Origin of the sequence: Bacillus sp. FSL H8-0516 (assembly GCF_038635285.1) — a bacterium.
GTDB lineage: Bacteria > Bacillota > Bacilli > Bacillales > Bacillaceae > Bacillus > Bacillus safensis.
This window is the reverse complement of the sequence record NZ_CP152051.1, coordinates 1,573,093-1,598,695: the sequence shown is the minus strand read 5'-3', so window position 1 is coordinate 1,598,695 and position 25,603 is coordinate 1,573,093. Positions and strand designations below refer to the sequence as shown.

Annotated in this window: 30 protein-coding genes; all 30 read right to left on the bottom strand. The window is 41.8% G+C overall.

Features of this window, described 5'->3' with window-relative positions; genetic code table 11:
• Positions 1-33 precede the first annotated feature (33 nt).
• Entirely contained in the window at positions 34-915 is an 882-nt protein-coding gene (gene tsf, locus MHB67_RS07935; RefSeq protein WP_024424151.1) for a translation elongation factor Ts, read from the bottom strand.
• 91 nt (positions 916-1,006) lie between these two features.
• Positions 1,007-1,741: a 30S ribosomal protein S2 gene (rpsB, locus tag MHB67_RS07930; RefSeq protein WP_024426991.1), complete on the bottom strand. Its 735-nt coding sequence runs from the start codon at positions 1,739-1,741 to the stop codon at positions 1,007-1,009.
• Between the two features lie 155 nt (positions 1,742-1,896).
• The gene (locus MHB67_RS07925; protein ID WP_342492877.1) at positions 1,897-2,436 is read right to left on the bottom strand and encodes a Swarming motility protein SwrB; all 540 of its coding nucleotides are present in this window, start codon (positions 2,434-2,436) and stop codon (positions 1,897-1,899) included.
• A gap of 21 nt (positions 2,437-2,457) precedes the next feature.
• On the bottom strand, positions 2,458-3,225 hold the full coding sequence (locus tag MHB67_RS07920) for a FliA/WhiG family RNA polymerase sigma factor (protein WP_024424154.1): 768 nt from the start codon (positions 3,223-3,225) through the stop codon (positions 2,458-2,460).
• A gap of 24 nt (positions 3,226-3,249) precedes the next feature.
• Complete coding sequence (locus MHB67_RS07915; protein WP_024424155.1) at positions 3,250-3,750, bottom strand: chemotaxis protein CheD; 501 nt, start codon at positions 3,748-3,750, stop codon at positions 3,250-3,252.
• Complete coding sequence (locus tag MHB67_RS07910; RefSeq protein ID WP_024424156.1) at positions 3,750-4,376, bottom strand: chemotaxis protein CheC; 627 nt, start codon at positions 4,374-4,376, stop codon at positions 3,750-3,752. Before MHB67_RS07910 ends, MHB67_RS07915 begins: the two co-directional genes overlap by 1 nt.
• A 12-nt stretch (positions 4,377-4,388) precedes the next feature.
• Positions 4,389-4,850: a chemotaxis protein CheW gene (locus MHB67_RS07905; protein ID WP_024424157.1), complete on the bottom strand. Its 462-nt coding sequence runs from the start codon at positions 4,848-4,850 to the stop codon at positions 4,389-4,391.
• 24 nt (positions 4,851-4,874) lie between these two features.
• The gene (locus tag MHB67_RS07900; protein WP_342492876.1) at positions 4,875-6,899 is read right to left on the bottom strand and encodes a chemotaxis protein CheA; all 2,025 of its coding nucleotides are present in this window, start codon (positions 6,897-6,899) and stop codon (positions 4,875-4,877) included.
• 5 nt (positions 6,900-6,904) lie between these two features.
• Complete coding sequence (locus MHB67_RS07895; RefSeq protein WP_034623626.1) at positions 6,905-7,978, bottom strand: chemotaxis response regulator protein-glutamate methylesterase; 1,074 nt, start codon at positions 7,976-7,978, stop codon at positions 6,905-6,907.
• Positions 7,975-8,880, bottom strand: a complete 906-nt coding sequence (locus tag MHB67_RS07890; protein WP_024424160.1) for a MinD/ParA family protein — start codon at positions 8,878-8,880, stop codon at positions 7,975-7,977. Before MHB67_RS07890 ends, MHB67_RS07895 begins: the two co-directional genes overlap by 4 nt.
• Positions 8,874-9,992 carry a flagellar biosynthesis protein FlhF gene (gene flhF, locus MHB67_RS07885; protein ID WP_151863076.1) on the bottom strand — a complete coding sequence of 373 codons (1,119 nt, stop codon included), beginning with the start codon at positions 9,990-9,992 and terminating at the stop codon, positions 8,874-8,876. Before flhF ends, MHB67_RS07890 begins: the two co-directional genes overlap by 7 nt.
• On the bottom strand, positions 9,992-12,025 hold the full coding sequence (gene flhA / locus MHB67_RS07880) for a flagellar biosynthesis protein FlhA (protein WP_044330616.1): 2,034 nt from the start codon (positions 12,023-12,025) through the stop codon (positions 9,992-9,994). Before flhA ends, flhF begins: the two co-directional genes overlap by 1 nt.
• Before the next feature lie 29 nt (positions 12,026-12,054).
• On the bottom strand, positions 12,055-13,143 hold the full coding sequence (gene flhB / locus MHB67_RS07875; RefSeq protein ID WP_034623630.1) for a flagellar biosynthesis protein FlhB: 1,089 nt from the start codon (positions 13,141-13,143) through the stop codon (positions 12,055-12,057).
• Positions 13,140-13,919 carry a flagellar biosynthetic protein FliR gene (fliR, locus tag MHB67_RS07870; RefSeq protein WP_024426982.1) on the bottom strand — a complete coding sequence of 260 codons (780 nt, stop codon included), beginning with the start codon at positions 13,917-13,919 and terminating at the stop codon, positions 13,140-13,142. Before fliR ends, flhB begins: the two co-directional genes overlap by 4 nt.
• 6 nt (positions 13,920-13,925) lie before the next feature.
• The gene (gene fliQ / locus MHB67_RS07865; RefSeq protein WP_003211206.1) at positions 13,926-14,195 is read right to left on the bottom strand and encodes a flagellar biosynthesis protein FliQ; all 270 of its coding nucleotides are present in this window, start codon (positions 14,193-14,195) and stop codon (positions 13,926-13,928) included.
• A 16-nt stretch (positions 14,196-14,211) separates the two neighbouring features.
• A complete protein-coding gene (gene fliP, locus MHB67_RS07860) occupies positions 14,212-14,877 on the bottom strand; it encodes a flagellar type III secretion system pore protein FliP (RefSeq protein WP_024424164.1) in 666 nt (221 codons plus the stop codon).
• Complete coding sequence (fliZ, locus tag MHB67_RS07855; protein WP_234107918.1) at positions 14,870-15,490, bottom strand: flagella biosynthesis regulatory protein FliZ; 621 nt, start codon at positions 15,488-15,490, stop codon at positions 14,870-14,872. The genes fliP and fliZ overlap by 8 nt, the downstream gene beginning before the upstream one ends.
• A 57-nt stretch (positions 15,491-15,547) precedes the next feature.
• A complete protein-coding gene (locus tag MHB67_RS07850; RefSeq protein WP_007499584.1) occupies positions 15,548-15,910 on the bottom strand; it encodes a response regulator in 363 nt (120 codons plus the stop codon).
• Between the two features lie 27 nt (positions 15,911-15,937).
• Entirely contained in the window at positions 15,938-17,059 is a 1,122-nt protein-coding gene (fliY, locus tag MHB67_RS07845; protein WP_044330634.1) for a flagellar motor switch phosphatase FliY, read from the bottom strand.
• Complete coding sequence (gene fliM, locus MHB67_RS07840) at positions 17,049-18,047, bottom strand: flagellar motor switch protein FliM (RefSeq protein WP_024424167.1); 999 nt, start codon at positions 18,045-18,047, stop codon at positions 17,049-17,051. The genes fliY and fliM overlap by 11 nt, the downstream gene beginning before the upstream one ends.
• 32 nt (positions 18,048-18,079) lie before the next feature.
• Entirely contained in the window at positions 18,080-18,508 is a 429-nt protein-coding gene (gene fliL / locus MHB67_RS07835; RefSeq protein WP_024424168.1) for a flagellar basal body-associated protein FliL, read from the bottom strand.
• Positions 18,505-18,720, bottom strand: coding sequence for a flagellar FlbD family protein (locus MHB67_RS07830; RefSeq protein ID WP_008344794.1), 216 nt, complete (start codon positions 18,718-18,720; stop codon positions 18,505-18,507). The genes fliL and MHB67_RS07830 overlap by 4 nt, the downstream gene beginning before the upstream one ends.
• A 37-nt stretch (positions 18,721-18,757) precedes the next feature.
• On the bottom strand, positions 18,758-19,552 hold the full coding sequence (flgG, locus tag MHB67_RS07825) for a flagellar basal body rod protein FlgG (protein WP_073205183.1): 795 nt from the start codon (positions 19,550-19,552) through the stop codon (positions 18,758-18,760).
• A gap of 17 nt (positions 19,553-19,569) precedes the next feature.
• On the bottom strand, positions 19,570-20,016 hold the full coding sequence (gene flgD, locus MHB67_RS07820; RefSeq protein WP_024426978.1) for a flagellar hook assembly protein FlgD: 447 nt from the start codon (positions 20,014-20,016) through the stop codon (positions 19,570-19,572).
• On the bottom strand, positions 20,016-21,341 hold the full coding sequence (locus MHB67_RS07815) for a flagellar hook-length control protein FliK (RefSeq protein ID WP_234107786.1): 1,326 nt from the start codon (positions 21,339-21,341) through the stop codon (positions 20,016-20,018). Before MHB67_RS07815 ends, flgD begins: the two co-directional genes overlap by 1 nt.
• Complete coding sequence (locus tag MHB67_RS07810) at positions 21,342-22,043, bottom strand: MotE family protein (RefSeq protein ID WP_216100370.1); 702 nt, start codon at positions 22,041-22,043, stop codon at positions 21,342-21,344.
• A gap of 12 nt (positions 22,044-22,055) precedes the next feature.
• Positions 22,056-22,499: a flagellar export protein FliJ gene (gene fliJ / locus MHB67_RS07805; protein ID WP_024424173.1), complete on the bottom strand. Its 444-nt coding sequence runs from the start codon at positions 22,497-22,499 to the stop codon at positions 22,056-22,058.
• An 8-nt stretch (positions 22,500-22,507) separates the two neighbouring features.
• Positions 22,508-23,824 carry a flagellar protein export ATPase FliI gene (gene fliI, locus MHB67_RS07800; protein WP_024424174.1) on the bottom strand — a complete coding sequence of 439 codons (1,317 nt, stop codon included), beginning with the start codon at positions 23,822-23,824 and terminating at the stop codon, positions 22,508-22,510.
• Entirely contained in the window at positions 23,821-24,585 is a 765-nt protein-coding gene (gene fliH, locus MHB67_RS07795; RefSeq protein ID WP_208945818.1) for a flagellar assembly protein FliH, read from the bottom strand. Before fliH ends, fliI begins: the two co-directional genes overlap by 4 nt.
• A complete protein-coding gene (fliG, locus tag MHB67_RS07790; RefSeq protein ID WP_024424176.1) occupies positions 24,578-25,594 on the bottom strand; it encodes a flagellar motor switch protein FliG in 1,017 nt (338 codons plus the stop codon). Before fliG ends, fliH begins: the two co-directional genes overlap by 8 nt.
• Positions 25,595-25,603: the final 9 nt, after the last annotated feature.

Sequence of the window (25,603 nt, the reverse complement as noted above, 5' to 3'; positions counted from 1 at the left end):
TCCCTAAAAAAGCCCCAGAGAGCTTTTCAAACATTATTTTTTCACTTGGCTCATAACTTCTTCAGCAAAGTTGTCTTGACGTTTTTCGATACCTTCGCCCACTTCATAGCGAACATAAGTTTGAACAGTTGCGTTTTTCGCAGCTACAACTTGTTTCACTTTTTCATCTGGGTTTTTAACGAACGCTTGGTCAAGTAAGCAAATTTCTTCGAAGAATTTGTTTAGACGGCCTTCAACCATTTTAGCTACGATGTTTTCAGGCTTTCCTTCTTGAAGCGCTTGCTGTGTTAATACTTCACGCTCACGGTTTGCTTCTTCCTCTGACACTTGGTCACGAGAAATGTATTTAGGGTTTACAGCTGCAACGTGCATTGCGATGTCTCTTGCAAGCTCTTCGTCAGTTGTTCCGTTAAGAACAGCTAACACACCGATACGTCCGCCCATGTGCAGGTAAGAACCGAATGCAGCATTATCTTCTTTTGTAATGACAGAGAAACGGCGTAGAGTGATTTTCTCTCCGATTTTCGCAATTGCAGATGTGATATGCTCTTCAACTGTTGAACCGTTTTCCATTTTAGAAGCATGAGCTTCTTCAAGTGTTGCAGGTTTAGCAGCAAGCAAATGATCAGCAAGTTCGTTAAGAAGTGCTTGGAATCCTTCGTTTTTCGCAACGAAATCAGTCTCAGAGTTCACTTCTAGGATCACGCCTGTGTTGCCGTCAGTTTTGATAAGAGTTAATCCTTCTGCCGCAATACGGTCTGCTTTTTTCGCAGCTTTTGCGATTCCTTTTTCTCTTAGAAGGTCGATTGCTTTCTCGATGTCACCATCAGTTTCTGTTAACGCTTTTTTACAGTCCATCATACCTGCACCAGTTTTTTGACGCAGTTCTTTAACTAATTGAGCAGTAATTGCCATTTTACATTTCCTCCTTCTATGTTAAAACACGGATTACTAGGTGAAAAAAAGGTGATAAAAGGCATTTCCCTCTTATCACCTTTTGAATAGGTTACGCAGTTGTTGTTTCAGTTTCTGTCGTTTCTTCTACAACAGCTTCTTCTTCGCCTTGTTTAGACTCAAGAATCGCATCTGCCATTTTAGCAGTTAGAAGTTTTACAGCACGGATTGCATCATCGTTTGCAGGGATCACAACATCAATTTCGTCTGGATCACAGTTTGTGTCAACGATACCGATGATTGGGATATTCAATTTACGAGCTTCTGCAACTGCAATACGCTCTTTACGAGGGTCGATAATGAAAAGTGCATCCGGAAGACTCTTCATGTCTTTGATTCCGCCTAGGAATTTTTCAAGACGCTCTAATTCTTTTTTCAGTTGAACGACTTCTTTCTTAGGAAGAACTTCGAATGTACCGTTTTCTTGCATTTTTTCAATATCTTTTAAACGTTTAATACGTTTTTGGATTGTTTCAAAGTTTGTTAAAGTTCCACCAAGCCAGCGTTGGTTCACATAGAACATACCAGAACGGATTGCTTCTTCTTTCACTGAATCTTGTGCTTGCTTTTTCGTACCAACGAAAAGGATTTTTCCTCCGTCAGCAGCAAGGTTTTTCGTGAAGTTGTAAGCTTCCTCTACTTTTTTCACCGTTTTTTGAAGGTCGATGATGTAGATACCGTTACGCTCTGTAAAGATGTAACGCTTCATTTTTGGGTTCCAACGGCGAGTTTGGTGACCGAAGTGAACACCAGCTTCTAGCAATTGTTTCATAGAAATAACTGACATTTTGTTGCCTCCTAATATAATGGTTTTTTTTCCTCCGCTTAAGTCATGTTCACATAAAACTGCGCCACGGCAGCACCTTTATACGAATCATTAAGCGTGTGTATTTAACACCAAGAAATAATATAACACATGATGGACTGACAATCAAGAATCCTTTACAGCTTTCCGCTAAATTTTAATAAAAGCTCGATTTCTGTCTTGCCAGTTTTCATTTCTTTCGCTATTTCTTCTAGTGACCGCCCTTCATCATATAGGGTCTTCACTTGGTCCTCGAATGTTTCTTCTATTTCACTTTTAGAAGGCAGAAAAGACTCTGTTTCAAGTTGTGGAACGGGTTCGTTTACCTTCTCTTCCTGCACCTCAACTTCGCTAAGGAGAGCCGACAGGTGCTCTGGTACGGGATCTTCACTTTCGACCGATTGCTGGGATTCAATTGATGGTTGTGGCTGCTTTGGTGTCTGAAGATCCGATTTCAGCTCTTCAGCAGAAAAATCAGGGGAAGCGGCTGCCACTTTTGATAGTTTGTCATTCTCTTCTTTGACCTCCATCAAAAATGCAGCCAGGGTATTTTCCGTTTCTTCTAGAAGTTCTCGCTGCTTTTGTTCTGTTGCCTTCAGCGAATTCATTCTCGTATATAAAATAATCACAAAATAAATAAGTGCAGCATGAAGCATGAAGCTAATCAGCCATAACATATTTTTTCACTCACTAACTCTTTAAGATTGAATGGCTTTATCAAGCAGATGCTTAAGCTTGAACAAGGCCTTTGAATGAATTTGCGAAATGCGCGAGGTAGATAAATTGAGCACTTGACCGATTTCCGTTAATGTCAGTTCTTCTTTATAGAAAAGACTGATCACAAGCTTTTCTTTTTCTGAAAGCTCTGTGATTTTTTCAGAAAGCTGTTCAATTAATTCATCTTTCAGCATTTTCTCTTCTGGAGTCACAGACTTCTCGTCGCGAATCATAACTTGGACATTCTCTCCGTCTTCTTGATCATGCAGCTTCTCATCGATTGAGAGCAGATTTGCAAAGAATCCTTCATTCATCGTTGTGACGACATCCTGTTCACTCATGCCGAGTTCCTCAGCCACCTCTGTCGGCGTCACATTACGCAAATAACGCTGTTCAAGCTTTTCAATAGCTGCTTCTACTTTTTTTGTTTTTTCTCTTGATGTACGAGGCAGCCAGTCCTCTTTACGAAGACCGTCGATAATGGCCCCGCGGATTCTGAAGGATGCATATGTATCAAACTTCAGATCTCTTCCGGGATCAAATTTTTCAAGGGCATCATATAAACCGAGCATCCCTAGACTGATCAAGTCTTCTTTATGCACTGACTTCGGGAGACCGATGGAAATTCTTCCAACATGATATGTGACGAGCGGCATATAGCGGCGCATAAGATCATCTCCAGCAGCTGGGTCTTTCCACTCTTTCCATCTAGCCCATAGCGCCTGATCTTCGTAATTTAAGGATTGCATCTTTATCCCCCTATACTTCCTTAGTTATATCTTCATAATGCCTTGCTTCACAGTACGGATCTCAAGCTCTGCCGTAAGCGGATCGAATTCGATTGTACGGCCACTGTTTCCGCCTGTATCCTCACTAATAATCGGGATATGATGAAGAGACAGATGTTCTTTTACAGCTGAAACGTTTCTAGGTCCAATTCTCATTAGATCATTGGTTGACTTAAACTTAAACATTTCCGCTCCGCCAGCAAGTTTTGCCTTTAGCGCATGTTTGCGTGCGCCTGCTTTTAAGAGCAGATCAATTGTATGCTTGACACCTGTATCTGCATATTTAGCCAAGTTCTCCACCGCCCCTTTTGAAAGAGAGGAATCTGGAAGCATAACATGGACAAGGCCTGCCAGCTTTTTGTCTTGATCAAACAAGACAAGCCCTACGCAGGAACCAAGACCGGATGTCCGAATGCGGTCCGGTGATTTAACAAGCTGAACATCCGCAATACCAACCTTTACAACTGCCGGAATTTGCACGTTCATTATAGGTTACCTAATGCTTTGAATAGTTTTTCGAACGATTCAAAGTCTGGTAATAGAAACATATTTCCTTTCAGCTCTTGCTTATTTTGATCATCAAAAATAGATGTATCAATCACAATCGCCTGATCACCAAGAGGACTGAATTGCATCAACCCTTCACTAATGACAGCCCCGAACATATCGAGCGTGACATCTGGAACACTTGGGTAAAGCTGCAATTTGGTTAAATCGGCAAGGGCTGATAAATAAGAGCCCGCTAAAATATTTCCAAGTTCATGAAGTGCTGACGTCCCCATCTCATGTTCATGAATCGTATCAATATCAAATGCCGGATCCTGGACAAGCTCTCTTACAAATTGCTCTGCTTGCTCAAACGGCATAATGAAAAAGATTGAGCCGGTTAAATCCCCTTCCATTCGCAGGAAAATGCTTGCAACAGGAAGGTCTGCACCGCCAAAGAAATCCATTAAATCTTCAAACGAGAGAACCTTGACAAAAGGAACAGCCATATCGATTTTTCGATCCAATAGGTTGGCAAGAGCAGACGCTGCGTGGCCTGCCCCGATATTCCCAACCTCACCTAAAATATCTAGCTGTTCATCTTTAATTTCGTTGAAAATGCTCATTTCACATCCCCCTTAATGAACAGGTGCACCTTGAACGCTCTTGTCGAGGACAGCACCGGCATGAATGATATTGAAAAGACGCTGATCATGCTTAATGATACCTGTCACCCATGACTGTCCTTCTTTTTCAGCTGATTCAGGAGAAGATTCTACTTCTTCCTGATGGACGGTTATGACATCATTTGCTTCATCAACAATCCAGCCGACTTCAATGTCACCAACTTGTACAATGATCATTCTTGTTTCATCTGTAATTTCGTTGTCAGTAGAACCAAGTCTGACTCTCAGGTCAATGACAGGTGTCACGACACCGCGTAAATTAATAACACCGCATATATAAGGGGCAACGCCAGGAACTCTTGTCGGCTGCTGCCATTTTTCAATGGACTTTACTTCTGATACTGAAATGGCGTATTCTTTTTTGTTTACGATAAACACAATCATCTTTTCGCCAGTTTTGATATCTGTACTCATTTCAGACCGCTCCTCTATTGTTTTTTACTTGATCAGTGCATTACAGTCAACGATGAGTGCAACTTGACCGTCACCTAGGATCGTTGCGCCGGATATCGCAAATACGTTTGGCAGGTAATCTCCTAGTGATTTCAATACAACCTCTTGCTGACCAATAAATGAATCGACCACAAATGCTGTCAGCTTGTCTCCTTTACGAACAACAATGATGTGCAGTTCTTCCTCTAATTCATTCGCATTTGGTACGTGGAATTGTTTCTTCAAGTACACGACCGGTACGATAAATCCGCGGAAATCAATCACTTCACGATCATGCGTTTGCAGGATGTCACTTTTCTTAATGACAGCCGTTTCAATAATAGAAGAAATCGGAATCGCAAATGTTTCCTCTTCTAGTTTTACAAGAAGAACGGAAATAATCGATAATGTAAGCGGAAGCTGGATTGAGAATAGTGAGCCCTGTCCTTCTGTTGAGTTAATGCTTACAGATCCGCCAAGTGATTCCAGCTTGTTTTTCACAACGTCAAGACCTACACCGCGGCCTGAGATGTCAGAAATCGTATCAGCTGTAGAGAATCCTGCTGCAAAGATCAATGAATCAATTTGATGATCTTCAAGTGTTTCTGCTTCTCTTTCTGTGATAACCCCGCGCTCTAATGCTTTTTCAAGCACCTTTTTACGGTTAATTCCACCGCCATCATCTTCTACTTCAATGAAGACATGGTTTCCGCTATGGTACGCTTTTAATAGAACCGTACCTTTTTCCGGCTTGCCTTTTTTCACACGTTCTTCTGGTGATTCAATCCCGTGATCTAGACTGTTTCTGAGTAAGTGCAAGAGCGGATCACCAATCTCGTCGATCACTGTTCGATCAAGCTCTGTCTCAGCACCCTCAATAATAAGCTCAATTTTCTTATTAAGCTCTTTCGTCAATTGACGAATCATACGCGGGAATCTGTTAAAGACAGTTTCCACAGGTACCATTCTCATGTTCAGGATGATTGATTGCAGGTCTCCAGAAATACGAGTCATTCTTTCGACTGTGTCTGTGAGTTCGTTATTTTCTAGTTCTTTCGCAATCTGCTCTAATCGGCCTCTATCAATCACAAGTTCTTCAAATAGATTCATAAGAGAATCAAGACGGTCGATGTTGACACGAATTGTTTTCGTTCCGCCGGCAGCTGCACCGTTATTGCCATTTGCTTTTGGCGCATCATTTGGCGCTTTGGCAGCAGGAACGGATACTTCTTCTTTTTTCTGTTCAGTCTGCGCCTCTTGTTTTTCAGCCGGAGCTGCTTCTTCAAATGCGGAGACTTCAGAGATCTCAACCTTCTCAACCTCTGAGATCGCCGTAACGATTTTTTGCACTTCGTCCATCGGCAGTTTAGAAAGATAAGAAATGCTGAATTCAGATTCAAAATCTTCTGATTCTAACAGCTCTGCATTTGGAACGGTTTTGACAACCTCGCCTGCTTCATTTAATCTTTCAAAAATCATATAGACACGAACGGCTTTTAGTAAGCACGCTTCACTTAATGTCACGTTGAGTTCATAACATTTGAAGCCTTGCTCTCTCGCTTCATCAAGAACTGTTCGTTCAAACTCGTTATAATCTAAGTCATTAGCAGCAGCTGATGCATCTGCTGTTTCAACGCTTGAAGCTGCCTCAGCATGGCTTCCTGTCACATCTAGCTTTTTACTAATCTCTGTGACATCACGTTTCCCGTCTCCTCCTTCTGCAATCGATTGAACCATTGCTTCAAGATGATCGAGTGCTTCGAACATCGTATCCATTGACTCAGGAGTGACAATCATTTGTTCATTACGGATAGCATCAAACATGTTTTCTAAATGATGCGTTAAGTGAGCCATATCATCAAAGCCCATCGTTGCACTCATGCCTTTCAATGTATGAGCCGCTCTGAATATATCATTCACTAGCTGCAAGTCGGTTGGGTTCTTTTCTAAATCAAGAAGTTTTTCATTACAAGTTTGTAAGTGTTCTCTGCTTTCATCTAAAAAGATATCTAAGTATTGGTTTACATCCAACGTGTTCACGCCCTCTCTTTTTTCATGGAGCTTATAATTGCATGTGCGATGTCATCCACATGCCTTGTTTCATGTGCAAGGCCTGCTTTAATGACTGATTTAGGCATTCCGAAAACAACACATGATTCTTCTTTTTCTGCAATGACTTTCGTATGACCGCTTGCGACCATTTTTTTGACACCTTCAGTACCGTCACTGCCCATACCTGTCATGATGACAGCGATTTTCTCGTAACCCTTTATGCTGCTGATGGATTCAAATAAATAGTTAACAGATGGCTTGTGCCGGCTTTCCGTGTCTTCAGGGGACAGCCTGATAACAAGTGACCCCCCTTGGTCATGAAGTGACATATTCATTCCACCAGGAGCTATGTAAGCCACTCCATTTTTCGCGATGTCTCCATCTTGCGCTTCTTTAATCGTAATTTGTGATAAATGATCTAATCTAGTAGCAAGTGATGCCGTGAATCCTGCTGGCATATGCTGCACAATCAATATAGGTGCCTCGATGTCCTTAGGCAGCTTCGTTACGACTCGTTGAAGTGCCCTTGGTCCTCCTGTAGATGTTCCGATAGTAATAATCTTTCGGAGTGAGCTGCCTTTTACAGAGGGCAGCCGGGGTGAAGCCACTGGACTTGGCGGCTTTATCACCGGCTTAGGAGACACCTTCTCTTCAGTGCGTTTCCTTGACAGTCCTGCCGCAAGTACCCGCTCTACAATTTGCCCCCTCACTTTGTGCAAATCGAGCGAAATACTTCCCGAAGGCTTTGTCACAAAGTCAAAAGCACCGAGTTCTAAGCAATGGATGGTTAAATCTTTTCCTTGCTTTGTCTGGCTTGACACCATAATCACGGCAAGGTCGTGTTCAGCCAGAATTTGTTTTAATGCTTCTGTTCCGTTTAAAACAGGCATTTCCACATCTAATGTGACAACATCTGGATTCAGTTCCTTGATCCGTTTTAAGGCATCTTCCCCATTTCGCGCCGTTCCGACGACTTCTATTTCTTGCTCGGCACTTAGAAAATCACTAATGAGCTTTCTCATAAAGGCCGAGTCATCTACTACTAGCACTCTAATCATGAGTCCACCTTCCTCCTTTTAAAAAAAGAGGACAACTTATCTATAAACGTATGCTGTTCTCTCCGTGCCTCTCTTATCTGCTGATGATATAGTGTTTCTGCCAGCATCTTAATGGTTTTACTCAGCCTTGAATGAGGCTGCTTCATATAAAATGGAATTTGTTCTGATACTGCTTTAGGAACCGCAGGATCATCAGGCACAGCGCCAGCAAATACAAGTTTTCTGTGAAGAAAAGATGTGACCACTCCTGCTAATTTCCGGTAGGTTTCAGACCCTTCTGACGGGGTTTTGCACCGGTTAACAATGATTTGCACAGACCGTTCAAACTGATGAATGGCTAAATGTTTAATCGCGCTGTAGGCATCCATGATGGATGTTGGCTCTGGCGTAGTCACAACGACCACTTCTCCTGCCGATAAGACAAAAGGCAGCTGATCTTTTGACAAGCCAGCACCCATATCAAAGAAAATACAATCGAAGTCCTGCATCATTCTTTCCATCTCTTCCAAAAAGAACGACCATTGATCTTTATCTAAAGAAAACAGCTGTTCAAGCCCGCTTCCGCCAGAAATGTAATATAGGTTATCCGTTCCTTTTGTCATGGCTGCTTGGAAGGATTTTTTTCTAACGAGAACATCTAATATAGAACTAGTCGATGTTTTCCCTAGTAAAATATCAATATTCCCCATCCCAAAATCAAGATCAATCACTAACACTCTTCTCTCTGTACTTGCGATAGACAGTGCCATATTCAGGGTCAAATTCGATTTACCTACCCCGCCTTTACCGCTCATGACGGCAATGGTTTTTGCCTGTCCGCTGGCGTTAAGAGGAGCCGGTGTGATCATTTGACTCTGCTGAACTAGTTTTCTTAACCCTTCTGCTTGGTCGGGCTTCATGATTGTAAAACCATCCTTGTTAGTTCAAGAGGCGAGCCTTCAAGAATATCCTCAGGCACATTTTGACCATTTGTTAAAAAACCAAGTTTGATTTGAGAGTCAGCAATGATTTGAAAAATGGTTCCCATCGTGTCCGTTTCATCTACTTTTGTAAAAATGAATTGATTGATTGGAACTTGTTCAAAGCGTTTGACCATGGCTTTCATGTCTTGATACTTCGATGTAGCACTCATCACGAGAAAACTTTGAATGCTCTCATCAAATGGAATAATGTCGGTCAGCTCTTTAATATACGCTTCTTCTTTAAAGTTACGACCTGCTGTATCGATGAAGATATGATCATACTCTTTAAAGGTCTCTTGGGCTTTTACAAAATCCTCTCTTGAATAACAAACCTCAAGCGGTGCATTCAGCAGTTCAGCATATGTTTTCAGCTGTTCGATCGCTGCAATCCGGTACGTATCGGTTGTAATAAAAGCAATTTTCTTTTGCTGCTGAATGGCCGTTTTAGCAGCCAGCTTTGCAATCGTTGTCGTTTTACCAGCTCCAGTTGAACCGAACAAAACAATGTATTTTGAAGAAATCATCGGCTCATCAGAGGTTTTAGCTGGCAGCATATCTGTCAGCAGTTGTTCAAGTTCTTTTTTTATGTGATTTTCTTTAACCGCACCCTTTGTTAAAAGACCCTTCAGGCATTCGTCTCGAATGGCATCATCAAGTCCTTGATCCTTTAGCTTTTGATCGATTGCTATGAGAGGATCAGGCAGAATACCCGCATGCCGTTCATTCCTCACATATTCTAAAGGCTGGGTATGAGAAGGCGCTGGTTTCGCCGCCTTGGGAGCAAATGAAGGCTCTTCGGGCAGCTTTTGAACTTGTTCCTTTTTTGGTAATACTGGAAGAGGCGGCGCAGGGTTTAACCCTTTACCAGCTCTTTCCTCGAAATCTTGATCCAGCACTGCAATCACTTCGACCATTTGCTGTTTCTTCAAACCGAACAGTTTGCGTTTGACAACGGTTTTAGAATTTAAAATAACGGCATCTTTCCCAAGCTGCTGCCTGATTTGAATCGTTGCCTCCTGCATAGAATTTGCTGTGATTTTTTTCATTTTCATTAGATATCCACCACTCCGATGCTCTGTACTTCCACATTCGCTTCTAGTTCGTTATAAGATAGTACCGGTAAATCTGGGAAATATCTTTCTAACAACTGCTTAACGTACATTCTTATAGGAGGTGAGCATAATAGAACCGGCGTTTCCTGACGAAGCGAAAGCTGTTCAATTTCTCTCGCCACTGATTGAATCACACTTTCAGAGGATTCTGGATCTAACGATAAGTAGTTTCCGTGCTCTGTCTGCTGAACGCTGTCTGCAATCACCTTTTCTACTCGGCCTGAGCAAGTCACGACTTTGAGTGATTCATTTTCTCTTGCATACTGTGCGGTAATCTGTCTTGCCAGCGCCTGTCTAACATACTCTGTTAATAAATCTGTATCAGTCGTTAATTTTCCGTAGTCTGCAAGCGTCTCAAAAATGGTGACAAGGTTTCGGATAGAGACCTTTTCTTTCAGCAGCTTCGCCAGTACTTTTTGAATATCACCGACTGCCAGCGGATTTGGTGTTACCTCATCCACTAAGACAGGATAACTTTCTTTCAGATGATCGATTAATTGCTTCGTTTCTTGGCGTCCGAGCAGCTCGTGTGTGTTTTGTCTAATCTTCTCTGTGATGTGAGTAGACACAACAGACGCTGGGTCCACAACCGTATAGCCTAGCATCTCAGCCTGATCTTTTTCTGCTTCTGATATCCATTTAGCCGGCAGGCCAAAGGATGGTTCGATTGTTTCAATTCCTTCAATCGGATCATCATCAGGCGTTGGGGACATCGCTAAGTAGTGATCAAGCAGCAGCTCACCTTTTGCTACTTCGTTCCCTTTAATTTTTAACCGGTATTCATTTGGGTTCAGTGCAATATTGTCCCTGATCCGGACGACTGGAATGACAAGACCAAGTTCGAGGGCAAGCTGCCTTCGGATCATCACAATTCGGTCTAACAGGTCACCGCCCTGATTTGCATCAGCGAGCGGGATGAGGCCGTAGCCAAATTCAAATTCAATGGCATCCATTTGCAGAAGATGAATAACACTTTCTGGACTTTTCATCTCTTCTACCTCTGCTTGTTCCTCCAGTACCTCTTCGATTTCTTCTTGGTCTTGTTTGTTTTTCGACATCAGGTATGCGCCAAGGGCAAGTAAACCTGCGATCGGCCCTGTCAAAAGGATGCCGATTGGTGTAAACAGCCCAAGAAGGAAGATCGTGCCTGCTGTCACATAAAGCATGGCTGGGAATGCAAAGAGCTGCCCTGTAATGTCTGATCCAAGGTTTCCGTTAGAAGCAGCTCTCGTCACGACAATCCCTGTTGCCGTTGAGATGAGGAGTGCCGGAATTTGCGAAACGATTCCGTCCCCTACCGTTAATAGGGTAAAGTGAGAAGCTGATTCTTGAATCGACATTCCTTGCTGAAGCATCCCGATAATGATTCCAAATATAATATTGATGATGACGATGATAATACCTGCGATGGCGTCCCCTTTAACGAACTTACTGGCACCATCCATCGCTCCATAAAAGTCTGCTTCTCTCGCTACTTTTTCACGGCGGTTTCTTGCTTCACTTTCGGTCAGCATTCCTGCATTTAAATCTGCGTCAATACTCATTTGTTTACCTGGCATCGCATCGAGTGTAAATCTTGCCGCAACCTCTGATACACGCTCTGCCCCTTTTGTGATAACAATAAACTGAATGATGATCAGGATAAGGAAAACAACAAGACCAACGAGGACATTTCCTCCAACAACAAATGAACCGAACGTTTCGACAACCTTTCCAGCATCTCCTGTTGAAAGAATAGAACGTGTTGTCGAGATGTTTAGCCCTAAACGAAACAGCGTTAAGAGCAAAAGCAACGATGGAAAAATTGAAAATTGCAGTGGTTCTTGCATGTTCATTGTGGTGAGAAGCACGATAAGCGCAAGAGAAATATTAATAATGATTAAAATACTTAACAAAATGGGCGGAAACGGTATGACCAGCATCGCCACAATTAAAATAACACTGAATAAAACAGATAAATCTCTTGCTGACATGCCTGTTCTCTCCTTTTAAAACCAAAAATTCATAAAATCTTTTGTTTCGTTTTATAGACGTAAGCTAAAATTTCTGCGATGGCCTTAAAGTATTCTTCCGGCACCGCTTGGTCGATGTCGACCTGATCATAGAGCGCGCGGGCAAGCGGGCGGTTCTCTACAGTCATGACATCATGTTCTTTCGCAATCGTTCTAATTTTCAAAGCCAAAATATCCGTTCCCTTCGCCACAACATAGGGCGCGTCCATTTTTTCTTCATCATACTTTAAAGCAATGGCATAGTGGGTTGGGTTTGTAATGATGACGTCCGCTTTTGGGACTTCCTGCATCATCCGTCTCATGGCCATTTCCCGCTGACGCTGTTTAATCTTTGATTTGATGAGCGGGTCACCCTCTGATTTTTTATACTCATCTTTGATGTCTTGTTTGGACATCCTCAAGTTTTTTTCATAATCAAATTTCTGATACATATAATCAAGCCCTGCCAAAATCAAAAGAGCACCAGCAGCATACAGCCCCATAATTAAGGTCATATTTGCAACGAAATGAAGGGTTTCCTCTGCTGTTAATAAAGGAAGCCGTAGAATTTCGTCAAAGTGCATCCAAAGAGCAATAAATGTCGCAAAGCCAACAAAGCCAATTTTTAAAATCGATTTTAATAGCTCTACGAGGGCTCGAATACTGTATATCCGTTTAAATCCTTTGATTGGGTCAAGCTTTTCTAATTTCGGTTTGATCACTTCTGCTGAAAAGAGAAAGCCGACTTGTAAATAGTTACTGATAATCCCCGCCAGCATGCCAACACCAAGGATTGGCATGAGGAGGAGCCCTGTTTCCTGAAGCAATTCCAAGAATAATTGATGAATATTAGATGTGCTAACTTTCATTAGCATGGTTGTTGAATAAAAACGTTCTATGAGCGCGATAATCCGCTCTTTCATAAAAGGCCCAATAAAAAAGAATGATAAAAAGATTAATAGAAATGAGATGGCTGTATTGACGTCGGTACTTTTGGCAACCTGTCCTTTTTTACGTGAATCCCGCCTTTTTTTCGGCGTTGCTTTTTCTGTTTTTTCACCTGCGAAAAATTGCAAGTCTAGTCTAAGCCTTGTCATCATGACGAACCACCGACCAATGCTAAGAAATTCCTCATGGTGAGTACAATCGTTTCAAATGTATTTTGGACAACACCGAAGATGACGCCCATACAGATGATGATCATAATAAAACTCACACCCATTTTAATAGGAAGTCCAACCACAAATACGTTCATTTGCGGAACTGTACGTGCCACAATCCCCAGCGCCAAATCGACTAAAAACAGACTTGCCACGACAGGTGCCGAGATTTGAAAGGCGATGATAAACATTTGGTTGAAGCTCTTTGCGATAAAGTAAGCAAAGGATTCACTGCCGAAATTCAGCGCGTATTGATCAACTGCAATGTATTGAAAGCTGTAATAGATTCCATCAAGCAGCAAGTGATGTGCGTTAGTTGCCAGCATCAACAGCAATGTGACCGTATAAAAAAACTGTCCCATCAGCGGTGTCTGAGCCCCTGTTTGCGGATCAATAATATTGGCAATCGCAAAACCCATTTGAAAATCAATGAATGAGCCGGCAATTTGAACAGCGGACACCATGATGTATGCAATCAGCCCAAGCAGCAGACCGACCATTGCTTCTTTCACCGCTAGCATCATATAAAGACCGTCTATGTCGAGTGCTGGCGGTTCTTTTATGGTGCTAAAACTAATGACAGCTAAAAACAGTGAGAATCCAACTCTGTGTACAGCTGGGATCGTTCTATGCGCTAAAAGCGGTACTGTCACAAAAAAAGCGGTGATCCGAATAAAAACTAAAAGAAAAGCAGGGAATAATTCTATGATTGACATCGCTTGTTAACCTGCAAATCGATCTAAATTGGAGAACAGCTCTGTCGTAAAGGACACGATTGTTGAAAGCATCCATGGACCAAACACAACAAGCCCAATGAGTACAGCAACAATCTTAGGAATAAACGCAAGCGTCTGTTCTTGAATTTGGGTTGTCGCCTGAAACACACTGACAATCAGTCCCACAATAAGTGCGAGCGCTAGAAGCGGCCCACTCACAAGCAATACTACATACACTGATCTTTCAGCCATCGTAATGACAAATTCTGAACTCATGTTTTAAGCACCTACTCTAAAAGCTTTGCAGCAAAGATTTCACTATCAAATACCATCCATCGACTAAAACAAATAACAATATTTTGAAAGGGAGCGATATCATAACCGGCGGAAGCATCATCATCCCCATTGACATCAGAACACTTGCGACCACCATGTCAATAATTAAAAATGGAATAAAAATCATGAAACCAATTTGGAATGCCGTCTTTAATTCTGAAATGGCAAAAGCGGGAACCATCGTCGTTAACGGAATATCTTTAATCGATTCAGGTTTATCCATTTTTGCGTAATTAAGAAATAAAGCCAAATCTTTCTGTCTCGTATGTTTACTCATAAACTCTTTAATAGGCACTTCGGCTTTTTCATACGCCTGATTTAACGTGATGTCATCATTTAAAAGCGGCGTCAGCGCCTCTTTATTAATCTGTGAGAACGTGGGTGCCATGATAAAAAATGTGAGAAACAAAGCAAGTCCAACAAGCACTTGGTTTGGCGGCATTGAGTTGGTTGCAAGCGATGTTCTGACGAATGAAAGAACAATCACAATCCGTGTAAAACACGTCATCAAAATGAGAATGCCCGGTGCAACCGAAAATACAGTTAAAAGTAAAAGAAGACGGACAGATGTGCTGATATTTCCTGCACCGCTGGAATTAAATAAATCGATAAACTCATTCATTTTGTTTCGGGCCTTTCTTTCTGACTTCTGATTGGGTCTTTTTCAATTCGGCTAGCTGCGCCTTTAAATTGGCTGAAAAAGAAGAAGTGGTCGTCTGATCATGTTTCTTTATCTGCGATGTGAATTTTTGAACCATTTTTGGTAAATCGGTTTTGCTTTCCATCGCTTCTTCATATTGTTTCACGATTGCTTCACATTCTTGTTCATCATCAATCTCTTTTAGCAGCTGGATTGAGTCTGCTACGCCGACAACTAATACTCTTTTGCCCACTTTGATCAGCTGGACTGAACGGTTTTGTCCGACTGTCGTTCCGCCAATATTTTCAACATATCGAAATGGTTTGAGTAAGCGGTTTTGCTTACCAACAAATCTCACCAATCCATAAATAAGCAGGATGACAAAAAGTAAGGCACCAATCATTTTGACAAAATCCATAATGGAGACAGAAGAAGAGGGAACTTCTTCTGCCGGATTCGTTTGATTGTCAGTGGTTTTCTTCTCTGTATCCTTTTTGCTTTCTTTCTCACCTTTGAGCCAGTCATTCACTGTGCCATTCTCAGGATCTTTCGTTTCGGCAAACAGTGAGGCAGGCTGCATCGTCAAGAAAAGCATAAAACTGATCATTGCTATACATATCAAACGTTTTTTCAACAAATCTTACACCCTTTTTTAGCCTAACGTTTTATTAATTGCTTCAAGTACGCGGTCTGCCTGGAATGGCTTCACGATAAAGTCTTTTGCACCTGCTTGGATCGCGTCAATAACCATTGACTGCTGTCCCATAGCAGAACACATGATGATTTTTGCAGAAGCATCGATTTGTTTAATTTCTTTTAGTGCAGTGATTCCGTCCATTTCTGGCATGGTGATATCCATTGTGACAAGATCAGGAGATGTTTCTTTGTATTTTTCAACTGCTTGTGCGCCGTTTTCTGCTTCTCCTACTACATCAAATCCGTTTTTTACAAGAATATCCTTGATCATCATTCTCATGAATGCTGCATCATCTACGATTAATACCTTAGTAGCCATTTACTTATTCTCTCCCTATATGTTTGTTTATTTTAAATTAGAAAGTCTTTCTGACTGACTTAAAATATCAGTCACACGAACACCAAAGTTCTCATCAATGACAACGACTTCCCCTTTGGCGACGATTCGTTTGTTCACTAGAATGTCTACTGGCTCACCAGCAAGTTTGTCCAGTTCAATGATACTTCCAGCTGAAAGCTCAAGAACTTCTTTCACACTGCGCTGAGTTCTTCCAAGTTCCACCGTAATGGAAAGCGGAATGTCCATCAGCATATCAAGGTTTCCAAGCTGGCTTGTTGTATGCTGAGGCTCACTGAACGATTCAAATTCAACCGGCGCCACATTTACAGGTGCTGCCGGCTTTGGCTTCGCCTGTCTTTTCGGCGGTGCTGCTTGCTGCGCTGGGGCAGACTGCGTTTGCGGAGCTACCGGCTGAGGTTCAGGTGCACTCACTTCTTCTTGAACCGGCTCTTCTTCTTGCGCAGGATCTGTTAATTCTGCAATTAAATCCTTCGCAAATGTAATAGGATAAAGCTGCATAATATTTGAATCGATGAGTTCACCTATTTTTAATCTGAAGGATACTTTGACAAGCATTTCTTCAGCTGGAATGCGGTCTGTCCCTTCTCCTTCTTTCACATCAAGTAATTCGACGCGCGGCGGAGAAATATCAATCTTTTTATTAAAGACAGTCGACATGGATGTCGCAGCAGAACCCATCATTTGGTTCATTGCTTCTTGTACTGCACTTAAGTGAATCTCACTTAAAGAAGGGTCAGCATTTGTCCCGTCTCCGCCCATCATTAAGTCCGCAATAACTGCTGCATCTGTTTGCTGGACGACAAGCAGGTTACTTGCGCTGAAACCTTCCGTATAATTCACTTCAATAGCGACATACGGATGAGGAAATTCCTCATTCAGCATACTTTTTTGAATCACTGTAACAGTTGGAGTTGTAATCTCCACTTTTTGATTTAATAGGGTTGAAAGTGCTGTTGCAGAGCTGCCAAATGAAATATTTCCGATTTCTCCAATGGCATCTTGCTCCATTGCAGAAAGGATTGTATCAGGCTCTATATCGTCATTGCTGCCTCCTTTAAGGAGCGCATCGATTTCGTCTTGTGATAATTTACTTCCGTTATTCTCCATCTTCTTCACCTCTTATGTCGTGATCTAGAATTTGAATCGCCTGTTTCCGATTCACGCGGCCGGCCTGTCCCAAGAATTTCGGTTTATTTCCGACCATAACAGTAAGAGGCGCATTTACTGGTTTGTCCAAGGCAATACAATCACCAATTTCCAAATTCAAAAACTCTTCCACCGTCATTTCCGATTGTCCCAGCTCTGCGACTACCGGTATTTTTGCCTTCATAATCCGTTTTTCAATGGCCTTTGTTTCTTGCTGTTTTGGTTCATTTCGTTCAGACTGCATCCAGTAGTGTACAGACAGCTTCGGAATAATAGGCTCTAATACAACGTGAGGAATACATAGGTTAATAACCCCGCTTACCTCGCCAATTTGTGTATTAAGAGAAATGACGACAACTGTTTCGTTTGGTGACACCATTTGAACAAACTGGGGATTTACCTCGAAATCTGCCATTTCAGGCTCGATGTCGGTTATGGACTGCCACGCTTCTCTGTAATTTTCCAAAGCTCCCTCAAACATGTTTGAGATAATCTTTGTTTCAATTTCTGTAAGTGATTCTGTCTTATTATGACTAATGCCAATCCCGCCCATCAGCCTGTCCATCATCGCATAGCCGATTGTTGGGTTTACTTCAAGCATGATTCTTCCTTCAAGCGGGCTGACATAAAATAAGTTTAATAATGTCATATTAGGAATCGAACGAATAAATTCTTCGTATGGTACTTGGTCAACCGAGCTGACAGTAATTTGAATATATGATCTTAGCTGCGCTGAAAAATGCGTGGTGAGCAGTCTAGCGAAGTTATCGTGAATCCTTGTTAAACTTCGAATCTGGTCTTTTGAAAAGCGCAGTGCACGTTTAAAGTCATACACCTTCACTTTTTTCGTCGTTTCCTCTTTTTTCAGCTCTTCTGCATCCATTTCGCCTGTTGAGATGGCGGATAATAATGCGTCGATCTCATTCTGGGAAAGCACTTCTCCTGACATTTCTTCACCTCCATCGCGTTAATTAATCGCCTCTATTGCAGATTAAAGGAGGTTATATATACTTCTTTCACCTTGCCATCTTGCAAATAGTTATTCACTTTGTTTTTGACTTGTGTTTTAAAATGTTCTCTGCCTTTTTTGCCATCAAGTTCATCTGCATTCGTGTCTGATAAAATGTCGATGACAGCATCTTTTACTTGGAAACTTCTTTTTTCAAGCTCTGATTTTGCTTTTTCAGAGTCCGTTTCAATATTTAGGACAAGTTTGACAGCATTTCCTTCAGACTTTAAATTGGTGATGATCTCAGGAATTTCAACAGAAGCTTTTACAACTTCATCTGCTGTTGGCTCTTTTTCGGCTTTTGCTTCGTCTGACCCATTCAGCAGAAAAAAGATGCCTGCTCCAATTCCGACGATGGCAATAATCATGATTAGCATTACTACGACTAATTTCTTCTTCATTCAAACTCCTCTATTCCTTGATTCAATGAAATGACTTGGATTTTTCTGTAGAAAGAAATGATTTTCTCTTGAAGCTGCTCTTCATCTTCTTTCACAACGAATTTCTTTCCATTGGCCAAAGTAATGGTCGTGTCTGGAAAACTTTCGATTTGCTCGATATGGAGAGCGTTCAGCATAAATCCTTTGCCATTTAATCTTGTCACTTCAATCATATTAAGCAGAGAAGCGAGCATCCGCTCCCCCTACCTCCTATCGTTTCAGATTCACAAGCTCTTGCAGAATTTCATCAGATGTTGTGATCGTCTTTGCATTCGATTGGAATCCACGCTGCGCGATAATCATTTCGGTAAACTCGTCTGTTAAATCAACGTTTGACATTTCAAGTTTCCCTGTTTGAAGTTCACCTGTTCCTTGACTTCCAGGAGCGATGGCATTACTTGGCGCACCGGAACTGAGCGTTTGGCGGTATAGGTTATCCCCAATCTTATCTAATCCTCCTGCATTACTGAATGACACAAGTGATATTTGCCCAACAGTACGAGAAACGTTGTTCTCAACAACAGAAACTGTCCCATCCGGCCCAACACTGACACTTGACACATTGTCGCTTGGAATGTTGATTCTTTGCCCATCCATGCCAAGTAGATAGTTTCCATCAGGTGTTGCCAAATCCCCATTTGAATCAGGTTTGAAGTTCCCTGTTCTTGTAAATAGGATTTCACCTTGCTTTTGAATACGGAAAAATCCATCTCCATTAATATAGAAATCATATGGTTCGTCTGTATTTTGAGAAGAGCCTGGTTTCATGATTTTATCAATAGAAGATAAAGATGATCCTAAACCAACTTGTTTTGAGTTTATTGAACCAGAGTTGTTCGTCGGTCCACCTGAGCTTGAAATGGTTTGGCTGACCATATCTTTAAATGTGATACGGCTTTTTTTGTATCCGTGTGTATTGACGTTGGCTACGTTGTTGGCTACCACATCTAATTTTGTTTGGAAGTTTTTCATCCCGCTAATTCCTGAGTAAAGTGAGCGTAACATTTATTTTCCTCCTCGAATTACTTCGTTTTTTCTCCAACTGCTGTAACATCCCAAGGGCTGATTTTCGTTCCATCTTCTAAAACAAGTAAGTATTCATTGTCTATGTTTTTAACAGACTTCACAGTGCCCGATATCTCTTTATCATCCAATTTGCCCGATACTTCTTTACCAATCCAGCCTACATACGTCGTAAACGGATCTTGGTGTGCAACAAATGTAGACATGAGCTGATTCAGCTTGGTGATCGAATCGTTCATATTGGTTTGCTGTTCTAAAGATGAAAATGTCGCAAGCTGCGTGACAAACTCACGGTCATCAAGCGGATTTGTCGGATCTTGGTTTTGAAGCTGCGTGAGCAAAATTTTCAAGAATTGATCTTTGCCAAGCGTATCTGTTTTCTTTTCTGCTTTTGAAGAAGTGTCTGCTTGTGCGGCTGTTCTATTCGTAGCATCAACTGTTGCCATTAGATCTCCTCCTCTTCTTCATCTGACCTAACAAGAGCGTCCAGTACATCTTGAAATTCTGCTTCCTGTTCATCAGTCTGCTGGAAATTCTGTCCTTTTGGCTGCTGCTGCTTGTTTTCTTCACTAAACTGTCCAAATAACGGCTGCTCATTTGATTGAAGCGGTATATGGAAACGGTCCACTTGAACCGACATATTCGGAAGCGCCTGCTTGAGCTGCGGCAGATGATGCTCTAACAGCTCTTTCGCTGCTTGCGTCGAGGCTGTAATTTTACTAGCATACATACCGTTTTGCTTCGTTAGCTGAATGGTAATGAATCCAAGATTTTCTGGATTTAATCGAACGGTAAAGCGTCCGCTTGAATTGCCAAACGGCGTGAATTTCATTTGCTTCCACGTGTTTAGAATTTGCTGATCAACTGTTCCCGGCTTCTCATCAGTCGTTTGTGTCTGCTGAACAGGAGCCGCTGACTGCAGTTGGAAAAACTGCTTATGACCTGGCAAAAGTGTATGGGTCATTATTTTTTCAGAAGCTGGTGCAGCAGCGCTTTGTCCTTTAACGACTTCTTTTTTGATGAGCCACTCAAGAGATGCATTCCCTTTTACCGGAGAAGAGAGTGTAGATTCTTGTTTTGGAGAGATTAGTTCTTTCAACTCTCCAAGTGAAATTTTCCACTCTTTGTCAGACCCTTTCGCATTCGCCATCATATGGTCGATTAACTGATTAAAGTGCTTTAGCTCACTTTGAGTCATCGAATTCAGCTTTGGCGTTGATCCCTGCGAGAAGAACTGCTCTTTTACTTGCTGAATGAGTTTTTCATCTACCCCGTTTTTCGAAAGAAAGTGGATAAAGTCTTGACCTTTTCCTTCAATATCCTGCACAAGTTTCGCATCAAAGCTGAGCGGCTGTTGATTGAGCAATTGATAGATGAAGAAGTGGACTTGTATGAGCTGTTCACTATGTTCAGAACCTGGCTTTTCCGCTTGATCACCGTAAATGGAAGATTCCATTTTTTGAAATAATTCTTCAAGTGATTTGAGATCAGATGATTCAAGCGTTTGACCTTGTAGTGTTTGAAGCGCACTTAGTAGGTCTGCGCTCATTCCTTCTTCAGGTGATTGCATCCATTTTTCAACAATTTGCATCGCATCATTGATAGAAAGAGAGGCAGCAGCGGCTGTCTCAGCATGAACAGGACCGCTTTGAGCGCCTGCTCCGCTAAGCAATTGTTTAAACAAACCTCGTGCAGATGCAGCGCTGTCTCCTTTTAGCCCTGAAAGACCTTGAGAAGATTGCTGTAAGGCTCCAATATCCAATAGCTTCACTTATTGTCCACCCCCATTTTCACTTTCTTCTTTTTTGGCAAGCTCTTTTGTAAACGTTGCTGCCTTCTGAGGTGTCAGTTTTGCTAATATGTCTGTCAGTTTATTTTTGCTCAGCTCTTCAAGGATTTTTAACGCCTCTTTATCACTTAATTCTGATAAAATTTTGGCGGATTTCCCTGGGTCCATGCTTTCATAAATGCTGGCGACCTTTCCTTTTGTCTGCTGATTAGAGGATGCCGCTGCATCAGAGGAGGTCCCTGCTGAGTTATTATCTGACGTGTTATTTGATGAGCTGTTATTCGATGAACTGTCATTGGCAGACGTATTCTTTGCATCATTTTCAGATGTTTTTTCAAGTGAATTGATTTTTTGATTCAGTCTTTTAATCTCTTCATCACTTGTTTTCAAATCTTTTTGTGCAATTTCGAGCTCATTCTTTTGCTCTTTAATGGTCTTTTTCAGTTCTTTCAACTCTGCATCGCTTTGATCATTAGGTGAAGATGACGTTTTTGAGGTGTCATCTGAACCAACTAAGCTGCTAATCCCCGGAATGTTTTGGAGCGGTTTTTTTAGATCAAAACCTGCCATATAAAGGATCGTGCCAGTGACAATCACAAGCACAATCAATGGGATGATGACAATAAACAAGATCCATTGAAATTTCCCGCCGCCTGATTCCTTCGTTTTTTCCTTCTTAGGCATTCATCTCGACTCCTAATGTCCTTGAAACATGAATTGGCTGATAGAGATATCATCCATTTCTTTCATTTCAATTGCCTTATGTTCAAGGGAGAACTTTTCAAATTGCTTTTCTTTCATTTTTTCAAACTTTTTAAACTCAATGTTTTTTTCAGTTAAATCAGATTGTTTTTCATTCATTTGATGGCGTTTCATGATCACAAGCTGCTGATAATGCTGGATGGTGTTATCTAAGTTGGTCACAAATTGCTGGTAATGACGCATTTCTTGAACACTCATTCCGCTTCTCAGCTTTTCTTCTTTGCTTTTTTCCATTAGCTCTTTTTTACTCATATTTTCATAGAGTTTTTCAGCAACTTGCTCAAATGCCGAAACGGATTGTTGGTATGCTGCGAGTGACTTGTCTTTTTCACTTTCTTTCAGTTCTAAGAGCTTTTGAAATTTGTATTGATATCTCACTGTTTTTGTCAATCCTCTCTATTCATCAAACTGAGCAATAAACTCACACTGTCTTCAATAGATACAGCCTCTTCTACATCCTGTTTCAAAAATGAAATCAGGTGAGGGTAAGCCTGCATGGCTTCATCAATATCTTTGGAGGAGCCTTTTTTATATGCTCCAATATTAATGAGATCTTCAGCGTTTTGATAAGTGGATAAAAGCTGGCGGAACCGGTTAGCCGCCTCCTTGTGATCATGACTTGCGATATTACTCATGACACGGCTGATACTTTTCAGAATGTTAACAGCGGGAAATTGTCCTTTGTTGGCTAAAGCACGATCAAGTACAATGTGCCCGTCAAGGATCCCCCTCACTGTATCAGCGATCGGCTCATTCATATCGTCCCCATCAACAAGCACTGTGTAAAACGCTGTGATGGAACCAAGCTGATTTGTACCAGTTCGTTCGAGCAATTTTGGCAGTATAGCGAACACTGAAGGTGTATATCCTTTTGTTGTTGGCGGCTCGCCAGTTGCGAGTCCTATTTCCCTTTGCGCCATGGCGACCCTTGTAACAGAATCCATCATGAACATGACATTTTTGCCTCTGTCCCTGAAATACTCCGCAATGGCTGTTGCTGTATACGCAGCTTTCAGTCTTGTCAGTGCAGGCTGGTCAGAAGTTGCAACGACAACAATGGATCGCTTCAGTCCTTCGGCACCTAAATCCTTTTCAATAAACTCACGAACTTCACGGCCACGCTCTCCAACAAGGGCAATGACATTCAGGTCTGCTTCTGTCTGCTTTGCAATCATCCCCATTAAGGTACTTTTTCCAACACCGCTTCCGGCAAAAATCCCGATCCTTTGACCAGTGCCAACTGTGAGCAGACTGTCAATGACTCTAACACCGACACCCATCTTTTCTCGAATAGGCGGTCTGTCCATCGGATTTGGGGGTGACTGATCTGTCGAAACAGGTGCAAGTCCTTTTGGAAGCATACTGCCATCAAGTGGATCACCGAAGGCATCAACGACTTCACCAATTAATCCAGTCCCTACTTTGACCTTCAGCGACTCACCCGTCGCTTCAACAAGACTTCCTGGTGAAATATTGGATGCTTCTACATAAGGCATGAGCAGAATGTTTTCATCTCTAAACCCTACGACCTCTGCTTTTATCGGATGGTGCTTGCTCCCTTTTTTATGAATGAGACATACATCACCGATCGAACTCTCCGGCCCCTTAGATTCAATCATCAGCCCAACCACTCGATTGACTTTACCAAATCGTTTATAAGGATCAGCGGTTTCAATCGTTTCTTTTAGTACATCCATTTTCATTTGTGATCACCTGAATCAATGACTTCTAATAGTTTTTCTTTCAACTGATTCATTTGGGTATCAACACTCGCTTCCACTTTTCCAAAACTTGTTTCTACGTAACAAGTTCCTTTTGGTGCTTTTTCATCCGAGTAAATGGCAAGGTGTGTATCCTTTTGAAGGATTCTAATCAATTCGTCTTTATATTCCATCACATGCTCGTAATGTTCAGGGTCAACATAGATGGAAATATCATCATATTCTTTCACTTCTGAAATGACCTGCTTCACAAGAGCCAAAAATTGATCTTTCGTGTCCTCAGCTGCATTCCAAACGCGTTTGGCGAGTTCAAAAGCGAGTTCCACAATTTGCTCAGCAGAGCTTTCAATTTTTTCTTCGTAGTCCTGCCTTGCAAGACGAACGATGTCATTTGCTTGATCAAGAGTAGCTTGGTACTGCAAATTCGCATCTGCTTCGCCCTTTTGGAAGCCGTCTTGATAACCTGCTTGTTTCGCTTCTTCAATGAGCTGCATTCTTTCTTCTTCAAAATCAGTCCGGCGCTGATTGATTTCAGCCATTGTTTTTTCCAGTTCACTGTTCGCTTGTTCTAATATGCGGCTCGCTTGATCTTCTGCATCACTAAGTACTAGCTGCGATGCTTCGGTTTCATTGACAAGCTCTTCTTCGTGATGTTCTCTTTTAAAGTTTACTTGCTGTAAAGGAATCGTTTGCCGTCCTTGTTCAGGAATAACAGATGTTTCATGTTTGATAATCCTAGACAATGATATCGTCTCCTCCGCCTCGAGCTATGACGATTTCTCCAGCTTCCTCAAGTCGTCTTACGATGCTGACAATACGGGTTTGTGCTTCCTCGACATCTCTAAGCCGGACAGGCCCCATAAACTCCATTTCTTCTTTGAATGTTTCGACCATCCGCTGTGACATGTTGCGGAAGACAATTTCTTTGACCTCTTCGCTTGCCACTTTGAGTGCGAGCAATAAGTCATCATTTTCAACATCTCTGATAACGCGCTGAATCGCTCTGCTGTCAAGAGTGACAATATCTTCAAAGACAAACATACGTTTCTTAATTTCATCCGCAAGCTCTGGATCTTGAATTTCAAGTGTGTCTAAAATGGTCTTCTCAGTAGCACGGTCTACACCATTTAGCACTTCTACAACCGCTTCGACTCCGCCCGTTTGCGTATAGTCCTGCGTAAAGGTTGAAGAAAGCTTTTGTTCAAGAATACGTTCCACCTCATTGATGATCTCTGGAGATGTGCGGTCCATTAAGGCAATACGTCTCGCAACCTCAGTTTGTACTTCCTCGCCTAACTCAGATAAAATTTGCCCAGCCTGCACTGGATCCAGATAGGAAAGGATAAGTGCAATCGTTTGTGGATGCTCATGCTGGATAAAGTTTAAAATTTGTTCTGGCTCAGCCTTTCGAGCAAAATCAAATGGTTTCACTTGAAGAGAGGATGTCAGCCTGTTTAAGATGCTGTCCGCTTTATCCTCACCAAGCGCTTTTTCAAGCACTTGTCTTGCGTACATAAGACCGCCCTGCGATATGTAGTCCTGCGCGATGGCAATGCTGTGAAACTCTTCGATGACTTCATCTTTTTTAGCAGTATCTACACTTCGTACATTGGAAATTTCTAATGTTAATTTTTCTATTTCGTCTTCAGACAGATGTTTGTATACAGATGCTGACACGTCTAGCCCTAAGGAAATCATTAGGATTGCTGCTTTTTGTCTGCCTGTTAGTCGATTTGGATCTTTTCTCGACATGTGTATTCC

Excerpts from the sequence above, each read along its gene's own strand:
- MHB67_RS07850 (WP_007499584.1), bottom strand. The coding sequence starts at position 15,910 with ATGGCTACTAAGGTATTAATCGTAGATGATGCAGCATTCATGAGAATG.
- fliI (WP_024424174.1), bottom strand. The coding sequence starts at position 23,824 with ATGAAAATGGATGTACTAAAAGAAACGATTGAAACCGCTGATCCTTAT.
- MHB67_RS07920 (WP_024424154.1), bottom strand. The coding sequence starts at position 3,225 with ATGCAATCCTTAAATTACGAAGATCAGGCGCTATGGGCTAGATGGAAA.
- MHB67_RS07895 (WP_034623626.1), bottom strand. The coding sequence starts at position 7,978 with ATGATTAGAGTGCTAGTAGTAGATGACTCGGCCTTTATGAGAAAGCTC.
- MHB67_RS07810 (WP_216100370.1), bottom strand. The coding sequence starts at position 22,043 with ATGCCTAAGAAGGAAAAAACGAAGGAATCAGGCGGCGGGAAATTTCAA.
- flhF (WP_151863076.1), bottom strand. The coding sequence starts at position 9,992 with ATGAAAATGAAAAAAATCACAGCAAATTCTATGCAGGAGGCAACGATT.
- tsf (WP_024424151.1), bottom strand. The coding sequence starts at position 915 with ATGGCAATTACTGCTCAATTAGTTAAAGAACTGCGTCAAAAAACTGGT.
- fliZ (WP_234107918.1), bottom strand. The coding sequence starts at position 15,490 with ATGCTTTTCTTGACGATGCAGCCTGCCTCACTGTTTGCCGAAACGAAA.
- fliM (WP_024424167.1), bottom strand. The coding sequence starts at position 18,047 with ATGTCAGGAGAAGTGCTTTCCCAGAATGAGATCGACGCATTATTATCC.
- flhA (WP_044330616.1), bottom strand. The coding sequence starts at position 12,025 with ATGTCAGCAAGAGATTTATCTGTTTTATTCAGTGTTATTTTAATTGTG.
- MHB67_RS07830 (WP_008344794.1), bottom strand. The coding sequence starts at position 18,720 with ATGATTGAAGTGACAAGATTAAATGGCAAAGGATTTATGCTGAACGCT.
- fliQ (WP_003211206.1), bottom strand. The coding sequence starts at position 14,195 with ATGAGTTCAGAATTTGTCATTACGATGGCTGAAAGATCAGTGTATGTA.
- fliL (WP_024424168.1), bottom strand. The coding sequence starts at position 18,508 with ATGAAGAAGAAATTAGTCGTAGTAATGCTAATCATGATTATTGCCATC.
- fliP (WP_024424164.1), bottom strand. The coding sequence starts at position 14,877 with ATGAATGAGTTTATCGATTTATTTAATTCCAGCGGTGCAGGAAATATC.
- fliR (WP_024426982.1), bottom strand. The coding sequence starts at position 13,919 with ATGTCAATCATAGAATTATTCCCTGCTTTTCTTTTAGTTTTTATTCGG.
- flgD (WP_024426978.1), bottom strand. The coding sequence starts at position 20,016 with ATGGCAACAGTTGATGCTACGAATAGAACAGCCGCACAAGCAGACACT.
- fliY (WP_044330634.1), bottom strand. The coding sequence starts at position 17,059 with ATGGAGAATAACGGAAGTAAATTATCACAAGACGAAATCGATGCGCTC.
- flhB (WP_034623630.1), bottom strand. The coding sequence starts at position 13,143 with ATGATGACAAGGCTTAGACTAGACTTGCAATTTTTCGCAGGTGAAAAA.
- rpsB (WP_024426991.1), bottom strand. The coding sequence starts at position 1,741 with ATGTCAGTTATTTCTATGAAACAATTGCTAGAAGCTGGTGTTCACTTC.
- MHB67_RS07905 (WP_024424157.1), bottom strand. The coding sequence starts at position 4,850 with ATGAGTACAGATATCAAAACTGGCGAAAAGATGATTGTGTTTATCGTA.
- fliG (WP_024424176.1), bottom strand. The coding sequence starts at position 25,594 with ATGTCGAGAAAAGATCCAAATCGACTAACAGGCAGACAAAAAGCAGCA.
- MHB67_RS07925 (WP_342492877.1), bottom strand. The coding sequence starts at position 2,436 with ATGTTATGGCTGATTAGCTTCATGCTTCATGCTGCACTTATTTATTTT.
- MHB67_RS07915 (WP_024424155.1), bottom strand. The coding sequence starts at position 3,750 with ATGAACGTGCAAATTCCGGCAGTTGTAAAGGTTGGTATTGCGGATGTT.
- flgG (WP_073205183.1), bottom strand. The coding sequence starts at position 19,552 with ATGTTACGCTCACTTTACTCAGGAATTAGCGGGATGAAAAACTTCCAA.
- MHB67_RS07910 (WP_024424156.1), bottom strand. The coding sequence starts at position 4,376 with ATGAGCATTTTCAACGAAATTAAAGATGAACAGCTAGATATTTTAGGT.